At 59.0% G+C, this 13,564-nt stretch carries 13 protein-coding genes; 10 read left to right on the plus strand and 3 right to left on the minus strand.

Annotation, left to right across the window (positions count from 1 at the left end; translation table 11 throughout):
* Positions 1-249 precede the first annotated feature (249 nt).
* Positions 250-1,011 carry a hypothetical protein gene (locus ACYP2Q_RS22975; RefSeq protein ID WP_459732610.1) on the plus strand — a complete coding sequence of 254 codons (762 nt, stop codon included), beginning with the start codon at positions 250-252 and terminating at the stop codon, positions 1,009-1,011.
* Positions 1,012-1,086: 75 nt separating this feature from the next.
* Here the strand turns inward: ACYP2Q_RS22975 and ACYP2Q_RS22980 are convergent, their stop codons facing one another.
* Both ACYP2Q_RS22980 and ACYP2Q_RS22985 read right to left on the minus strand, forming a co-directional pair.
* Positions 1,087-2,304, minus strand: a complete 1,218-nt coding sequence (locus ACYP2Q_RS22980; protein ID WP_008032151.1) for an argininosuccinate synthase — start codon at positions 2,302-2,304, stop codon at positions 1,087-1,089.
* A gap of 129 nt (positions 2,305-2,433) precedes the next feature.
* Positions 2,434-3,339 carry a flagellar protein MotY gene (locus ACYP2Q_RS22985; RefSeq protein WP_459732611.1) on the minus strand — a complete coding sequence of 302 codons (906 nt, stop codon included), beginning with the start codon at positions 3,337-3,339 and terminating at the stop codon, positions 2,434-2,436.
* A 160-nt stretch (positions 3,340-3,499) separates the two neighbouring features.
* Here ACYP2Q_RS22985 and pyrC point away from each other — a divergent pair, with 160 nt between their 5' ends.
* Together pyrC and rnt are read left to right on the plus strand one after the other, a co-directional pair.
* Positions 3,500-4,546 carry a dihydroorotase gene (pyrC, locus tag ACYP2Q_RS22990; RefSeq protein ID WP_459732612.1) on the plus strand — a complete coding sequence of 349 codons (1,047 nt, stop codon included), beginning with the start codon at positions 3,500-3,502 and terminating at the stop codon, positions 4,544-4,546.
* Positions 4,543-5,220 (plus strand): ribonuclease T, encoded by a 678-nt coding sequence (gene rnt, locus ACYP2Q_RS22995; RefSeq protein ID WP_008057533.1) that lies wholly within the window; start codon positions 4,543-4,545, stop codon positions 5,218-5,220. The genes pyrC and rnt overlap by 4 nt, the downstream gene beginning before the upstream one ends.
* Before the next feature lie 170 nt (positions 5,221-5,390).
* Here rnt and ACYP2Q_RS23000 read toward each other — a convergent pair whose 3' ends face one another.
* Complete coding sequence (locus ACYP2Q_RS23000) at positions 5,391-5,993, minus strand: peroxiredoxin (RefSeq protein WP_008057532.1); 603 nt, start codon at positions 5,991-5,993, stop codon at positions 5,391-5,393.
* Positions 5,994-6,298: 305 nt separating this feature from the next.
* On the opposite strand from ACYP2Q_RS23000, the gene ACYP2Q_RS23005 reads away from it, so the two are divergent.
* The 7 genes from ACYP2Q_RS23005 (at position 6,299) to ACYP2Q_RS23035 (ending at position 13,560) form a co-directional block, all read left to right on the plus strand.
* A complete protein-coding gene (locus ACYP2Q_RS23005; protein ID WP_008057530.1) occupies positions 6,299-6,517 on the plus strand; it encodes a bacterioferritin-associated ferredoxin in 219 nt (72 codons plus the stop codon).
* 198 nt (positions 6,518-6,715) lie between these two features.
* Complete coding sequence (gene bfr, locus ACYP2Q_RS23010) at positions 6,716-7,192, plus strand: bacterioferritin (RefSeq protein ID WP_180205315.1); 477 nt, start codon at positions 6,716-6,718, stop codon at positions 7,190-7,192.
* Between the two features lie 199 nt (positions 7,193-7,391).
* Positions 7,392-8,294 carry a chemotaxis protein CheW gene (locus ACYP2Q_RS23015; RefSeq protein ID WP_459732613.1) on the plus strand — a complete coding sequence of 301 codons (903 nt, stop codon included), beginning with the start codon at positions 7,392-7,394 and terminating at the stop codon, positions 8,292-8,294.
* A gap of 27 nt (positions 8,295-8,321) precedes the next feature.
* Entirely contained in the window at positions 8,322-8,780 is a 459-nt protein-coding gene (locus ACYP2Q_RS23020; RefSeq protein WP_459732614.1) for a GNAT family N-acetyltransferase, read from the plus strand.
* Between the two features lie 89 nt (positions 8,781-8,869).
* Complete coding sequence (locus ACYP2Q_RS23025; protein ID WP_459732615.1) at positions 8,870-9,184, plus strand: hypothetical protein; 315 nt, start codon at positions 8,870-8,872, stop codon at positions 9,182-9,184.
* A gap of 105 nt (positions 9,185-9,289) precedes the next feature.
* Complete coding sequence (locus tag ACYP2Q_RS23030; protein WP_459732616.1) at positions 9,290-10,450, plus strand: efflux RND transporter periplasmic adaptor subunit; 1,161 nt, start codon at positions 9,290-9,292, stop codon at positions 10,448-10,450.
* On the plus strand, positions 10,447-13,560 hold the full coding sequence (locus ACYP2Q_RS23035; protein ID WP_459732617.1) for a multidrug efflux RND transporter permease subunit: 3,114 nt from the start codon (positions 10,447-10,449) through the stop codon (positions 13,558-13,560). Before ACYP2Q_RS23030 ends, ACYP2Q_RS23035 begins: the two co-directional genes overlap by 4 nt.
* Positions 13,561-13,564 lie beyond the last annotated feature (4 nt).

Consider the following 13,564-nt stretch of genomic DNA (forward strand, 5'->3'; position numbering starts at 1 on the left):
CGGTCCGACTCACGATCTAAAAAGTAACTGGAGTTATCCAGCTTTAACCCTCGCTCCAGAAATATCACACACAACTTATCCGCTCGCTCTTACAGTAAAAACCAACACATCATCGATTATCATAAAACCCAAAAAACGAAGAGCGACCGCCGGAAATCAAATAAATCGAAAAACAGAACCGCCGACCACCCAACATCAGCCAGATGTATTAAATTTAAAGAATGCATTCCCCCAATAAAGAGAATGAAAATGGACAAACTCAAAAAGAGAATAAATAACCCCATGACAGTGATTGCAATATTCGCAACACTGTCTGAAACATCAGCGGCCGTTTCGTTGCCCTTTCTTGATAACGAGGACAGAGACGTCTACATCTGGTTCCTGATCAGTTTTCCCTTTTATCTACTGTTGCTATTCTTCGCCACTCTCAACTTCAACTATCGATCCCTTTATGCCCCCTCCGACTTTGAAAAGGGAAAACATTTCATAAAAGTCATGGACGGTGTCGAGCAAACCGAGAACAAGAAGTCCAGAAAGTCCGCTGCCAGAGCATCGGTCACTGACGGCCAATCCACTCGCCGCCCCTCAAAAGCACAAGACCCACCTTCAGAAACGGTCTCTGGTGCCGCCCTTTCGCCGCGCCAACACCTACGCCTGCCTGAACGGTTGAGGGACCTGTATGTCATTGATGCACGCGGGAGGTCAGGCCAGACCGAGTTCTACCATTTGTTGGAGAGCATTCAGTTCGAACCGGGAAAAGCTGCACGTGCAGTCGTGTTCCTCACCTGTACCGAGTCGGATTCAATACTGAAGCAAAGCGCAGCCACCCCTTCAAAACACGTGAAGAAACACTGCCGCACAACATTCTGTGCTGCCTACAACATGAATTCACAGGGTTTGACGCTCATTGATCAACACTTGCCCATGGAAGCACGGGAATCCGAAGTGTTTGACGATCAATCAGAAGGGAAGGATGAGAGAGGTCATAGCAAAAACCAGGAAGAATGCTGATGCGGGCAGGTTCCCCCCTTTTCAATGTGTGGCCCCGTCGACGACCGGGCCACACATTCCACTGCCTCAAAGGTCTCAGAACAGCTTGCGACCTTTGTTCGCCGCGATGCGCATGCGCAAGGCGTTGAGCTTGATGAAGCCCGCTGCGTCAGCCTGGTTGTAGGCGCCGCCATCTTCTTCGAAAGTGGCAATGTTGGCATCGAACAGCGACTCGTCGGACTTGCGACCGGTGACGATCACATTGCCCTTGTACAGTTTCAGGCGAACCACGCCGTTCACGTGCGCCTGGGAAGCGTCGATCATCTGTTGCAGCATCAGACGCTCAGGGCTCCACCAGTAACCGGTGTAGATCAGGCTGGCGTACTTGGGCATCAACTCGTCCTTGAGGTGAGCCACTTCGCGGTCCAGGGTGATCGATTCGATCGCACGGTGGGCGCGCAGCATGATGGTGCCGCCAGGGGTTTCGTAGCAGCCACGGGACTTCATGCCCACGTAACGGTTCTCGACGATGTCCAGACGGCCGATACCGTGCTCGCCACCGATGCGGTTCAGGGTCGCCAGCACGGTGGCCGGGGTCATTTCGACGCCGTCCAGCGCGACGATGTCACCGTTGCGGTAGGTCAGTTCCAGGTACTGCGCCTTGTCGGGAGCCTTCTCCGGGGAGACGGTCCATTTCCACATGTCTTCTTCGTGCTCGGTCCAGGTGTCTTCCAGCACGCCGCCTTCATAGGAGATGTGCAGCAGGTTGGCATCCATCGAGTACGGGGATTTCTTCTTGCCGTGGCGCTCGATCGGGATCGCGTGCTTTTCGGCGTAATCCATCAGCTTTTCACGGGACAGCAGGTCCCATTCACGCCACGGAGCGATCACTTTCACACCTGGCTTCAAGGCGTAGGCGCCCAGTTCGAAACGAACCTGGTCGTTACCCTTGCCGGTGGCGCCGTGGGAAATGGCGTCAGCGCCGGTTTCGTTGGCGATTTCGATCAGGCGTTTGGCGATCAACGGACGAGCGATGGAAGTACCCAGCAGGTACTCGCCTTCGTAAACGGTGTTGGCGCGGAACATCGGGAAAACGAAATCGCGCACGAACTCTTCGCGCAAGTCGTCGATATAGATCTCTTTCACGCCCATGGCTTGAGCCTTGGCACGTGCAGGTTCGACCTCTTCGCCCTGACCCAGGTCAGCGGTGAAGGTCACCACTTCACAGTTATAAGTATCCTGCAGCCACTTGAGGATCACCGAAGTGTCCAGGCCGCCGGAATACGCCAGAACGACCTTGTTTACGTCCGCCATGCCATCACTCCACGGGGTTCTACGGAAAGCCGTCAAGTCTACCGCCCGCGCAAGATAATTTACAGTGGCGCGACAGCTTATGACGACGAAGCGACAGATTCTGTCGAGAGCGCGACGATGACCAAAAGGTCAGGAAGTTGCCGAGGCGGCCGGCTTCGTCGCTTGGGGGGCCACCTGCTCCGCAGGGGCTCCCCGCTCCAGGCGTATCGCTACCCGGCGGTTTTTCGCGCGGTTGGCGTTGCTGGTGTTGGGCGCCAGGGGATAACGCTCGCCATGGAAGCGCAAGGTGATCTGCGATTCCTGGATGCCGTTGGCCTTGAAGAAGTCCATCACCGCCAGCGCCCGGCGCCGTGACAGGTCACGGTTGGCCAGGCGATTGCCGCTGTTATCGGAATGGCCATCAAGCTCGATGCGATTGACCGTCGGATCGGCTTTCATGTACTCCAGCATCACTTGCAGCCTGGTCTTGGCGGCCGCATCCAGATCGATGCCTCCACCGGGGAAGCCAACCTGGGATTGCTTGAGCTGATCGAAGTTCTGCGGCAGCAACTTGGCCACGCAACCCTGATAATCGGCAAATGCCTTGGTGAACCTGACCGGCAACAAACGCACCTCCGACACCCGGCCATCGCCCGAGGAGTGCCGGACCACAGGACTGCGTCCGTCGACCAGGCCGCTGATCAAGCGTCCGGCCTGGGCCTGGGAGCTGTTGAACAGGACCTTGCCGCTGCCGATTCTCACTGTGCCCAGGTTGATATCACCGCGTCCCGGCTGCCAGGGTGCAGCGGCCGCCAGCAAGGTCGCAGAACCACCGCCCATCATGGCGTTGTAGGCATTCAAACGAAACGTCGCCTGCTCTCCGGCGCGGCGCACGAATTCACCCGAGCCGAAATCGGTGATCGGTTGAGTCAGCCGGCACTCGAATTTGTCGCCTTCGACCGTCCACTCGATACTCTCCAGGCGAGTCTGGAAAGTGAGAGCCATCGCGGGAAGACTGGCAAACACACTGAGCAAGGCTAAATAATGCTGGCGCACGGGAGGCTCCACTGGCTTCTACAACAAAAAAGACCGACACACAGATGTTCACGGCATACCTGTTGGATATCGGAAGCTTCCCGTAAAACTTGATAGCGAGTGCCTGCAAGAGTCTTTTCCGGTAGCATTCCCCTCAGTTTGACCCGCCTGGAATCCCCTCATGTCCGACCGCCTGACCCTGCTGCGTCCCGACGACTGGCATATTCATCTTCGCGATGGTGCCGTGTTGACCAATACCGTCGCGGATGTCGCGCGCACCTTTGGCCGCGCCATCATCATGCCCAACCTGGTACCACCGGTGCGCAATGCGGCTGAAGCCGACGGCTATCGCCAGCGGATTCTCGCTGCCCGCCCGGCCGGCAGCCCGTTTGAACCACTGATGGTGCTGTACCTCACCGACCGCACCCAGCCTGAAGAAATTCGCGAGGCCAAGGCCAGCGGTTTCGTTCACGCCGCCAAGCTGTACCCGGCCGGCGCGACCACCAACTCGGACTCGGGCGTCACCAGCTTCGACAAGATCTTCCCTGCACTCGAGGCCATGGCCGAAGTCGGGATGCCGTTGTTGATCCACGGTGAAGTCACTCGCGGCGATGTCGACGTGTTCGACCGCGAAAAAATCTTCATCGATGAGCACATGCGTCGCGTGGTCGAGCGTTTCCCGACCCTCAAGGTGGTGTTCGAACACATCACCACCGCTGACGCCGTGCAGTTCGTCAACTCGGCTTCGGCCAACGTTGGCGCGACCATCACCGCACATCACTTGCTGTACAACCGCAACCACATGTTGGTGGGCGGGATTCGGCCGCACTTCTACTGCCTGCCGATCCTCAAGCGCAATACACACCAGGAAGCCCTGCTCGACGCCGCCACCAGCGGCAGCGAAAAGTTCTTCCTTGGCACCGACTCGGCGCCCCACGCCCAGCACGCCAAGGAAGCAGCCTGTGGCTGCGCCGGTTGCTACACCGCCTATGCGGCGATCGAGATGTACGCCGAAGCCTTCGAACAGCGCAATGCGCTGGACAAGCTCGAAGCCTTCGCCAGCCTCAACGGCCCGCGTTTCTATGGCCTGCCGGCAAACACCGATCGCATTACCCTGGTCCGCGAAGACTGGACCGCCCCGACCAGCCTGCCGTTTGGCGAGCTGACCGTTATCCCGCTGCGCGCCGGTGAAAAACTGCGCTGGCGCCTGCTGGAGGAACACGCGTGAGTGAAGACCATTTCGACGACGAACAGGAAGGTCAAGGCGGTGGCGGTGGTTCCCGTCACCCAATGGCCGCCAGGTTCCGTGGCTACCTGCCGGTTGTCGTCGACGTAGAAACCGGTGGTTTCAACTCGGCCACCGACGCCTTGCTGGAAATCGCCGCGACAACGATCGCCATGGATGAAAAGGGGTTTGTGTACCCGGATCACACCTACTTCTTCCGGGTCGAGCCGTTTGAAGGTGCGAACATCGAAGCGGCAGCCCTGGAGTTCACCGGGATCAAGCTCGATCACCCGTTGCGCATGGCCGTGAGCGAAGAAGCGGCGCTGAACGATATCTTCCGTGGCGTGCGCAAGGCGCTCAAGGCCAATGGTTGCAAACGGGCGATCCTGGTCGGGCACAACAGCAGTTTCGACCTGGGCTTCCTCAATGCCGCAGTCGCGCGCCTGGACATGAAGCGCAACCCGTTTCATCCATTCTCGAGTTTCGATACGGCGACGCTCGCGGGACTGGCCTATGGTCAAACCGTGCTGGCCAAGGCCTGCCAGGCCGCCGATATCGACTTCGACGGTCGCGAGGCCCACTCGGCTCGCTACGACACCGAGAAGACCGCCGAGCTGTTCTGCGGCATCGTCAATCGCTGGAAGCAAATGGGCGGCTGGGAAGACTTCGGCGACTGATGTGGTTGTAGGAGCGAGCTCGCTCGCGATGGTCGTCAACAAATACGTTGGGAGCCTGACACCCCGCGGCGTTCTCGAGTCCATCGCGAGCGAGCTCGCTCCTACAGGGTTTTGTATATTCCGCCCATAAAAAAACCGGCCCTGAGGCCGGTTTTTTTGTACCTGGTGCCTTACAGCGCAGCAGCGTGCTCGGTCAGGTAGGCCGCAACGCCTTCTGGCGAAGCGTTCATGCCTTTGTCGCCTTTTTTCCAGTTGGCAGGGCAAACTTCGCCGTGCTCTTCGTGGAATTGCAGGGCGTCGACCAGACGCAGCAGCTCTTCCATGTTACGACCCAGCGGCAGGTCGTTGATGATCTGCGAGCGGACAACGCCTTTGTCGTCGATCAGGAACGCGCCACGGAAAGCAACGCCGTCAGCGGACTGAACGTCGTAGGCCTTCATGATTTCCTGCTTGATGTCGGCAGCCATGGTGTAACGAACTGCGCCGATACCACCATCGTTTACCGGGGTGTTGCGCCATGCGTTGTGGGTGAAGTGCGAGTCGATCGAAACAGCGACCACTTCAACGTTACGTGCCTTGAACTCGGACATGCGGTTGTCCAGAGCGATCAGCTCCGACGGGCAAACGAAGGTGAAGTCCAGTGGGTAGAAGAACACCAGGCCGTATTTGCCTTTGATGGCCGACGACAGGGTGAAGCTGTCGACGATTTCGCCATTGCCGAGTACGGCCGGTACGGTGAAGTCAGGGGCTTGTTTGCCTACGAGTACGCTCATTGGATATCTCCTGGTGTAGAAGCGTTAAGAACAAGGTTTGCATCAGCCTGCCACCCTCAGGCGACAGCCCTGTGACACGAACCCGTTTCGAAAAGACCGGCCATCATACACTGCGTTTTTGGCCTGTCCGTAACGGTTTCTCCCATGGGCGTAAAAAAGGACGAAGGGTATTTCGGTTTACGGCGCGTGGCTGACCAACCGTTCGTCAGGCCTGTCAAAAACCCCTTCCAAAGCACTTTGACAATCATTCTCGTTAACATTAAGATCCATCGCATTCGAGACATAAACAGCGACGGTTTTCACTTATGTATGTTTGCCTCTGCACTGGCGTCACCGACGGCCAAATCCGCGATGCGATCTATGAAGGATGCTGCAGCTACAAGGAAGTACGCCAGGCCACCGGCGTTGCCAGTCAATGCGGCAAATGTGCCTGCCTCGCCAAGGAAGTGGTCCGCGAGACCCTGACCAAATTGCAAACGGCCCAGGCCGCGATCCCTTTTCCTGTTGAATTTACTGCTGCATAAATACCCCATTTCAAAGAACCGGACTCATGTCCGGTTTTTTTATGCCCGAAAATCAATTGCTTAGGCTCTAGACGCGGAACACAAACATTCTTATTCCGATTAATTTTCATATATTATTCAATAACTTAGGTTTGACACTCTTAGTTATGCGGCTCAAACTCTGCCTTATAGACAGCTAATACAGGGCAGGACCCCACCATGAAAGGCGACGTTACAGTCATCCAGCATCTCAACAAGATCCTTGCCAATGAGCTGGTCGCGATCAATCAATACTTCCTGCATGCACGCATGTACGAAGATTGGGGCCTGAACAAGCTCGGCAAGCACGAGTACCACGAATCCATCGACGAGATGAAGCACGCGGACAAGCTGATCAAGCGCATCCTGTTCCTTGAAGGCCTGCCGAACGTGCAGGACCTGGGCAAGCTGCAGATTGGCGAGCACACCCAGGAAATGATCGAGTGTGACCTGCGTATCGAGAAGACCGGCCATGCCGACCTGAAAGTGGCGATCGCGCATTGCGAAACCGTCGGCGACTTCGGTAGCCGTGAATTGCTTGAAGATATCCTCGAGTCCGAAGAAGAACATATCGACTGGCTGGAAACCCAACTGGGTCTTATCGACAAGATCGGTATCGAGAACTACCTGCAATCGCAGATGGGCGACGACGAGTAAGTTCTCCTCCGCCAGCCGATGCAAAATAAAGCCCCGCTCTCTTTTAAAGAGACGGGGCTTTTTTGTTTCATTTTTTATGGGGCTGAACAGGCTCAGGGGATTTTTCCTAAAGCCTGCCCCCGACAAGTCGATAACCTGGCATCGAAAGCTGTGGCTGATCTACTGATCGCCTCACCACCTTTTTCCACAGAAGGTTTTTATGTCCTCGACCAAAGCCCGCGCAGACTCACTTTCGCTTCTGCTGTTTACCTTGCGCAGTGGCAAGCTGATGGCGATCAACCTGCTCAAAGTCAGTGAAATCATCCCTTGCCCGCCACTGACCAAACTCCCCGAATCCCATCCCCACGTCAAAGGCATCGCCACCCTGCGTGGCACCTCGTTGTCGGTGATCGACCTCAGTCGTGCCATCGGTGAGCGTCCGCTGGAAGATCCTGACGGGGGCTGCCTGATCGTCACTGACGTCAGCCGCTCCAAGCAAGGCTTGCATGTACAGGCGGTGAGCAAGATCGTGCACTGCCTGACCACCGACATCCGTCCGCCCCCCTTCGGCTCTGGCGGTTCGCGCTCGTACATCACCGGCGTGACCTCGGTCGACGGCACCCTGGTGCAGGTGCTGGACATCGAGAAGGTCATCCATGGCATCGCCCCGGTGCCCATCGACATGGCGCCCACCGAGCTCAGCATGGAAGATGCCGAGATCCTGGGCTGCGCCCGCATCCTGGTGGTCGATGACAGTCAGGTCGCGCTGCAACAATCGGTGCACACCTTGCGCAACCTGGGCCTGCAATGCCACACGGCCCGCAGCGCCAAGGAAGCCATCGACTGCCTGCTGGACCTGCAAGGCACCGCCCAGCAGATCAACCTGATCGTCTCCGATATCGAAATGTCCGAAATGGACGGCTACGCCTTCACCCGCACCCTGCGTGAAACCCCGGACTTCGCGCACCTCTACGTGTTGCTGCATACGTCCCTGGACAGCGCGATGAACAGCGAAAAGGCACGGCTGGCGGGGGCGAATGCGGTGCTGACCAAGTTCTCTTCGCCGGAGCTGACCAAGTGCCTGATCGACGCGGCCAAGGCTGTGGCCGAACAAGGTCATTGAGTCTTGGACGGGCAATTCTGCTTCCTCATGCGGCGCTGTCTCGCTGACGCCGTGCCCGACATCACCTGGCCCCAGGGAATTGTCCTGACCGGGTATCGGCCCGAACGGGCGGAAGAGGTGCATCGCCTGATGGAGCTGGGTCACCTGCAAGGAGGTGGCCGCGTCCCGTCCCTGGACGCATGGCAACAGCGTTTTGAAACCGATCCTGAATATGATCCGACACTGTGCTTCATCGCTCTGGATGCCCTGGGTATCGTTGGCGTATGTCAGTGCTGGACCAGCGCCTACATCAAGAGTCTGGTGGTGCATCCCCGGGCTCAAGGCCGCGGTTTGGGGCGAGCGTTGCTGCTCAATGCGTTCAACGTGTTTCAACAGCGGCGCGAAGGGTTCGTCGATTTGAAAGTGCTGGAAGGCAATGTTCGCGCACTGCGGTTGTATGAAAGCGCCGGGATGTACGTGGTGCGCCGGGAAGAGGTTCCGGTCTGACCCGTCCCTCGCCGAGGCCTGCGTTCGCCCCTCCAAGCCTTCAGGCATACTCACACCTTGGCCACCCCCCGCCCAAGGATCCCTGAACCATGAAAGCTGTCACCCTGACCTTCGTTTGCCTCGCGACTCTCGCCACCCAGGTCCACGCCTCCAGCGCCGACGCCTGGGCCGCCTACGACAAAGCCGCCCTCGCCAGTTGCACCAAGGCCAGCGGTCTGGCGAATGCCAAACCCGTCGGCAACGCCGCGCAGTTCGATGATCGGGTCGGCTACACCGCCCTGCTGCTGCAAGGCCAGTACCCGCAAAAACACATGAAAGGCCAGCAGGGTACCGAACTGTGCCTCTACAACAAGAAAAGCAAAACGGCCTACGTGACCGAGTGGGACTCCATACGACCAAACTGACACGGCTGTCAGTTAACAGTCACCTTCCTGACCGGGTCACAGGGATATAACGTAGGTAGACAAAGCTGCGCACACTTCCATTTCCCGACCCGGCGCCCCTCTCGCATGCGAACTCAGAAAAAATCCGTTCTTCTTGCAGCCTTTCTGATCGTGCTGGTGGCGCTGGGCGCGTGGTACCTGATGAAACCGTCCGCGGCCAAAATCGCCGCACCGACCGCCATTCCGGTGCGAGTGGTCAACGTGGTCGAAAAAGAAGTGCCCCGCTACGTCAGCGGCATCGGCTCGGTGCTGTCGCTGCACAGCGTGGTGGTCCGCCCGCAAATCGACGGCATCCTCACTAAAATCCTGGTCAAGGAAGGCCAACTGGTGGCCAAAGGCGACCTGTTAGCCACCATCGACGACCGATCGATCCGCGCCAGCCTGGATCAGGCCCGGGCGCAACTGGGCGAAAGCCAGGCGCAACTGCAAGTGGCCCAGGTCAACCTCAAGCGCTACAAGTTGTTGAGCGTCGACGACGGTGTTTCCAAACAGACCTACGACCAGCAACAAGCATTGGTCAATCAGCTCAAGGCCACTGCCCAAGGCAACCAGGCTTCGATTGACGCGGCCCAGGTGCAGCTGTCGTACACGCAGATTCGCTCCCCGGTCAGTGGCCGTGTCGGTATTCGCACAGTGGATGAAGGCAACTTCCTGCGCATGACTGACGCCCTGGGACTGTTCACGGTGACCCAGATCGACCCGATTGCCGTGGAGTTCTCCCTGCCGCAGCAAATGCTGCCGACCCTGCAAGGCCTGATCAGCGACCCGGAACGTGCCAGGGTCAAGGCCTACATCGGTGCCGACACCGACGGCGAAACCGGCAACCTGCTGGGCGAAGGTCACTTGACCCTGATCGACAACCAGATCAACGCCAACACCGGCACCATACGCGCCAAGGCCGAATTCAACAACGCCGGGCAAAAACTCTGGCCCGGCCTGTTGGTGACGGTAAAGATTCAGACAGCGCTGGATAAAGATGCGCTGGTGGTACCGCCCACCGTCGTACAGCGTGGCCTTGATCAGCATTTCGTCTATCGGGTAAACGGCAACAAGGTTGAAACCGTGCCCGTGCAGATGGTTTACCAGGGTAGCGGCCAGAGCATCATCAAGGGGGTGAAACCGGGTGACGTGCTGGTCAGCGACGGTCAGTCGCGGCTCAAGCCCGGCGCAACTGTGCAAGTGCTGACCGAACCGCCGCAGGTCGTGCAGTCGGAGGCGGCGCCATGAAAGGCCACGGCTCGGTATCCGCCTGGTGCATCGACCACCCGGTGGCCACGATTCTGCTGACGTTTGCCTTGGTGCTGCTGGGGGCCATTGCCTTCCCGCGCCTGCCCATCGCGCCGCTGCCTGAGGCAGAATTCCCGACGATCCAGGTGGCCGCGCAATTGCCCGGTGCCAGCCCGGAAACCATGGCGTCATCGGTGGCCACGCCCCTTGAAGTGCAATTCAGCGCCATTCCCGGCGTGACTCAAATGACCTCGAGCAGCGCCCTGGGCTCGACCAACCTGACCCTGCAATTCACCCTCGACAAAAGCATCGATACCGCCGCCCAGGAAGTCCAGGCCGCCATCAACACCGCAGCGGGCAAACTGCCCAAGGACATGCCGAACCTGCCGACCTGGCGCAAGGTCAACCCGGCCGACAGCCCGGTGCTGATCCTCAGCGTCAACTCGTCGCTGATGCCTGGCCCCGAGCTCAGCGACCTGACGGAAACCCTGTTGTCCCGACAACTCAGTCAGGTCGATGGTGTTGGCCAAGTATCCATCACCGGCCAGCAACGTCCGGCGATCCGGGTCCAGGTGTCCGCCGACAAACTCGCCGCCATCGGCCTGACCCTGGCTGACATTCGCCTGGCGATCCAGCAGACCAGTCTCAACCTGGCCAAAGGCGCGCTGTACGGCGAATCGAGCATCTCGACGCTTTCGACCAATGATCAACTGTTCCACCCCGACGAATACAGCCAGTTGATCGTTTCCTACAAGGACGGTGCACCGGTTCACCTCAAGGATGTCGCAAAAGTCGTCAACGGTTCGGAGGATGCCTACGTTCAGGCGTGGGCCGGATCGCAACCGGGCGTCAACCTTGTGATTTTCCGCCAGCCAGGCGCCAACATCGTCGAGACCGTGGACCGCATTCAGGCCGCGCTGCCGGCGCTGCAGGCAATGCTGCCCGCCTCGGTGCAGGTCAAGGTGCTGATCGACCGCACACAGACCATCCGCGCTTCGCTGCACGAGGTGGAAATCACCTTGATGATCGCCGTGATGCTGGTGGTGGCGGTGATGGCGCTATTCCTGCGCCAACTGTCGGCCACCCTGATCGTATCGGCGGTGCTCGGTGTGTCGCTGATTGCCAGCTTTGCGCTGATGTACGTCATGGGCTTCAGCCTGAACAACCTGACGCTGGTGGCGATCGTGGTGGCCGTGGGCTTTGTGGTGGACGATGCGATCGTGGTGGTGGAGAACATCCACCGACATCTCGAGGCCGGTGACAGCATGCGTGAGGCGGCGATCAAGGGCGCCGGCGAGATCGGATTTACCGTGGTTTCAATCAGCTTCTCGCTGGTGGCGGCATTCATTCCGCTGCTGTTCATGGGCGGCGTAGTTGGACGCCTGTTCAAGGAGTTCGCCCTGACCGCCACCTCGACCATCATGATTTCGGTGGTGGTGTCCCTGACCCTGGCACCTACGCTGGCGGCGCTGTTCATGCGCGCGCCCGTGCATCACGCCCACGATAAACCGGGCTTCGGTGAACGCCTGCTGGCGTGGTACGAAAAAGGCCTGCGCCGTGCCCTCGCCCACCAGAAATTGATGATCGGCGTGTTCGGTCTGTCGCTGGGGTTGGCGGTCGCCGGGTACATCTTTATCCCTAAAGGTTTCTTCCCGGTCCAGGACACAGGCTTTGTTCTTGGCACCACCGAAGCAGCTGCGGACATTTCCTACGGCGACATGGTGAAAAAACACCTGGCGATGGCCGAAATCGTCGCCGCTGATCCAGCGGTTCAAGCGTTCTCTCACTCGGTCGGCGTGTCGGGCAGCAACCAGACCATCGCTAACGGCCGCTTCTGGATCGCCCTGAAAAAACGCGGTGACCGCGATGTGTCAGCCAGCGAGTTCATCGACCGGATTCGCCCGCAATTGATGAAAGTACCGGGCATCGTCCTGTACCTGCGCGCCGGGCAAGACATCAACCTCAGTTCCGGCCCGAGCCGGGCCCAATACCAGTACGTGCTCAAGAGCAACGACGGTGCGGTCCTGAGCACCTGGACCCAGCGCCTGACGGAAAAACTGCGCGGCAACCCGGCCTTCCGCGACATTTCCAACGACCTGCAACTGGGCGGCAGCATCACCCATATCAGCATCGACCGCAGCGCCGCGGCACGTTTTGGCCTGACCGCCAGCGATGTCGACGAAGCGCTATACGACGCGTTCGGCCAGCGCCAGATCAATGAATTCCAGACTCAGATCAACCAGTACAACGTGATCCTGGAGCTGGACACCCGACAACGCGGCAAGGCCGAAAGCCTCAACTACTTCTACCTGCGCTCGCCCCTGAGCGGGGAAATGGTGCCGCTCTCGGCCCTGGCGAGATTCGACGCGCCAACGGTGGGGCCGCTGTCCATCGCCCATGACGGCATGTTCCCGGCCGCCAACCTGTCGTTCAACCTGGCACCCGGCGTGGCGCTCGGCGATGCGGTGATCATGCTCAACCAGGCCAAGGTCGACATCGGCATGCCGACGGCCATCAGCGGTAATTTCCAGGGCGCGGCCCAGGCGTTCCAGAGTTCGCTGGCCAGCCAGCCATGGTTGATCCTGGCGGCGCTGGTGGCGGTGTACATCATTCTCGGCGTGCTCTACGAGAGCTTCGTGCATCCACTGACGATCATTTCGACACTGCCATCGGCCGGCCTCGGTGCGGTGATCATGCTGTGGATCTGCGGCCAGGACTTTTCGATCATGGCGCTGATCGGGCTGGTACTGCTGATCGGCATCGTCAAGAAAAACGGCATCCTGATGATCGACTTCGCCCTCGAAGCGCAGCGCAACGGTGGTTTGCCGCCGGAAGAGGCGATCTTCAAGGCCTGTATCACCCGGTTCCGTCCGATCATCATGACCACCCTCGCCGCCCTGCTCGGCGCCCTGCCGCTGATGCTCGGCTACGGCACCGGCGCCGAACTGCGCCAACCCCTGGGGATCGCCGTGGTCGGCGGCTTGCTGGTGAGCCAGGCGCTGACGCTGTTCACCACGCCGGTCATATACTTGTGGCTGGAGCGTTTATTTCATAGGCAAACTCTCCCACCAGCAGCTTCGCCAGTGCCAAAGCTGGCGACCACAGACTGAGGCG

Source organism: Pseudomonas sp. MHK4, from assembly GCF_054600775.1.

What these genes read in the sequence shown, in the direction of transcription:
- ACYP2Q_RS22975 (WP_459732610.1), top strand. Translation starts at nt 250, where the DNA reads ATGGACAAACTCAAAAAGAGAATAAATAACCCCATGACAGTGATTGCA.
- ACYP2Q_RS22980 (WP_008032151.1), bottom strand. Translation starts at nt 2,304, where the DNA reads ATGGCGGACGTAAACAAGGTCGTTCTGGCGTATTCCGGCGGCCTGGAC.
- ACYP2Q_RS23020 (WP_459732614.1), top strand. Translation starts at nt 8,322, where the DNA reads ATGCGGCGCTGTCTCGCTGACGCCGTGCCCGACATCACCTGGCCCCAG.
- pyrC (WP_459732612.1), top strand. Translation starts at nt 3,500, where the DNA reads ATGTCCGACCGCCTGACCCTGCTGCGTCCCGACGACTGGCATATTCAT.
- ACYP2Q_RS23030 (WP_459732616.1), top strand. Translation starts at nt 9,290, where the DNA reads ATGCGAACTCAGAAAAAATCCGTTCTTCTTGCAGCCTTTCTGATCGTG.
- ACYP2Q_RS23005 (WP_008057530.1), top strand. Translation starts at nt 6,299, where the DNA reads ATGTATGTTTGCCTCTGCACTGGCGTCACCGACGGCCAAATCCGCGAT.
- ACYP2Q_RS23000 (WP_008057532.1), bottom strand. Translation starts at nt 5,993, where the DNA reads ATGAGCGTACTCGTAGGCAAACAAGCCCCTGACTTCACCGTACCGGCC.
- ACYP2Q_RS23015 (WP_459732613.1), top strand. Translation starts at nt 7,392, where the DNA reads ATGTCCTCGACCAAAGCCCGCGCAGACTCACTTTCGCTTCTGCTGTTT.
- ACYP2Q_RS23025 (WP_459732615.1), top strand. Translation starts at nt 8,870, where the DNA reads ATGAAAGCTGTCACCCTGACCTTCGTTTGCCTCGCGACTCTCGCCACC.
- ACYP2Q_RS23035 (WP_459732617.1), top strand. Translation starts at nt 10,447, where the DNA reads ATGAAAGGCCACGGCTCGGTATCCGCCTGGTGCATCGACCACCCGGTG.
- bfr (WP_180205315.1), top strand. Translation starts at nt 6,716, where the DNA reads ATGAAAGGCGACGTTACAGTCATCCAGCATCTCAACAAGATCCTTGCC.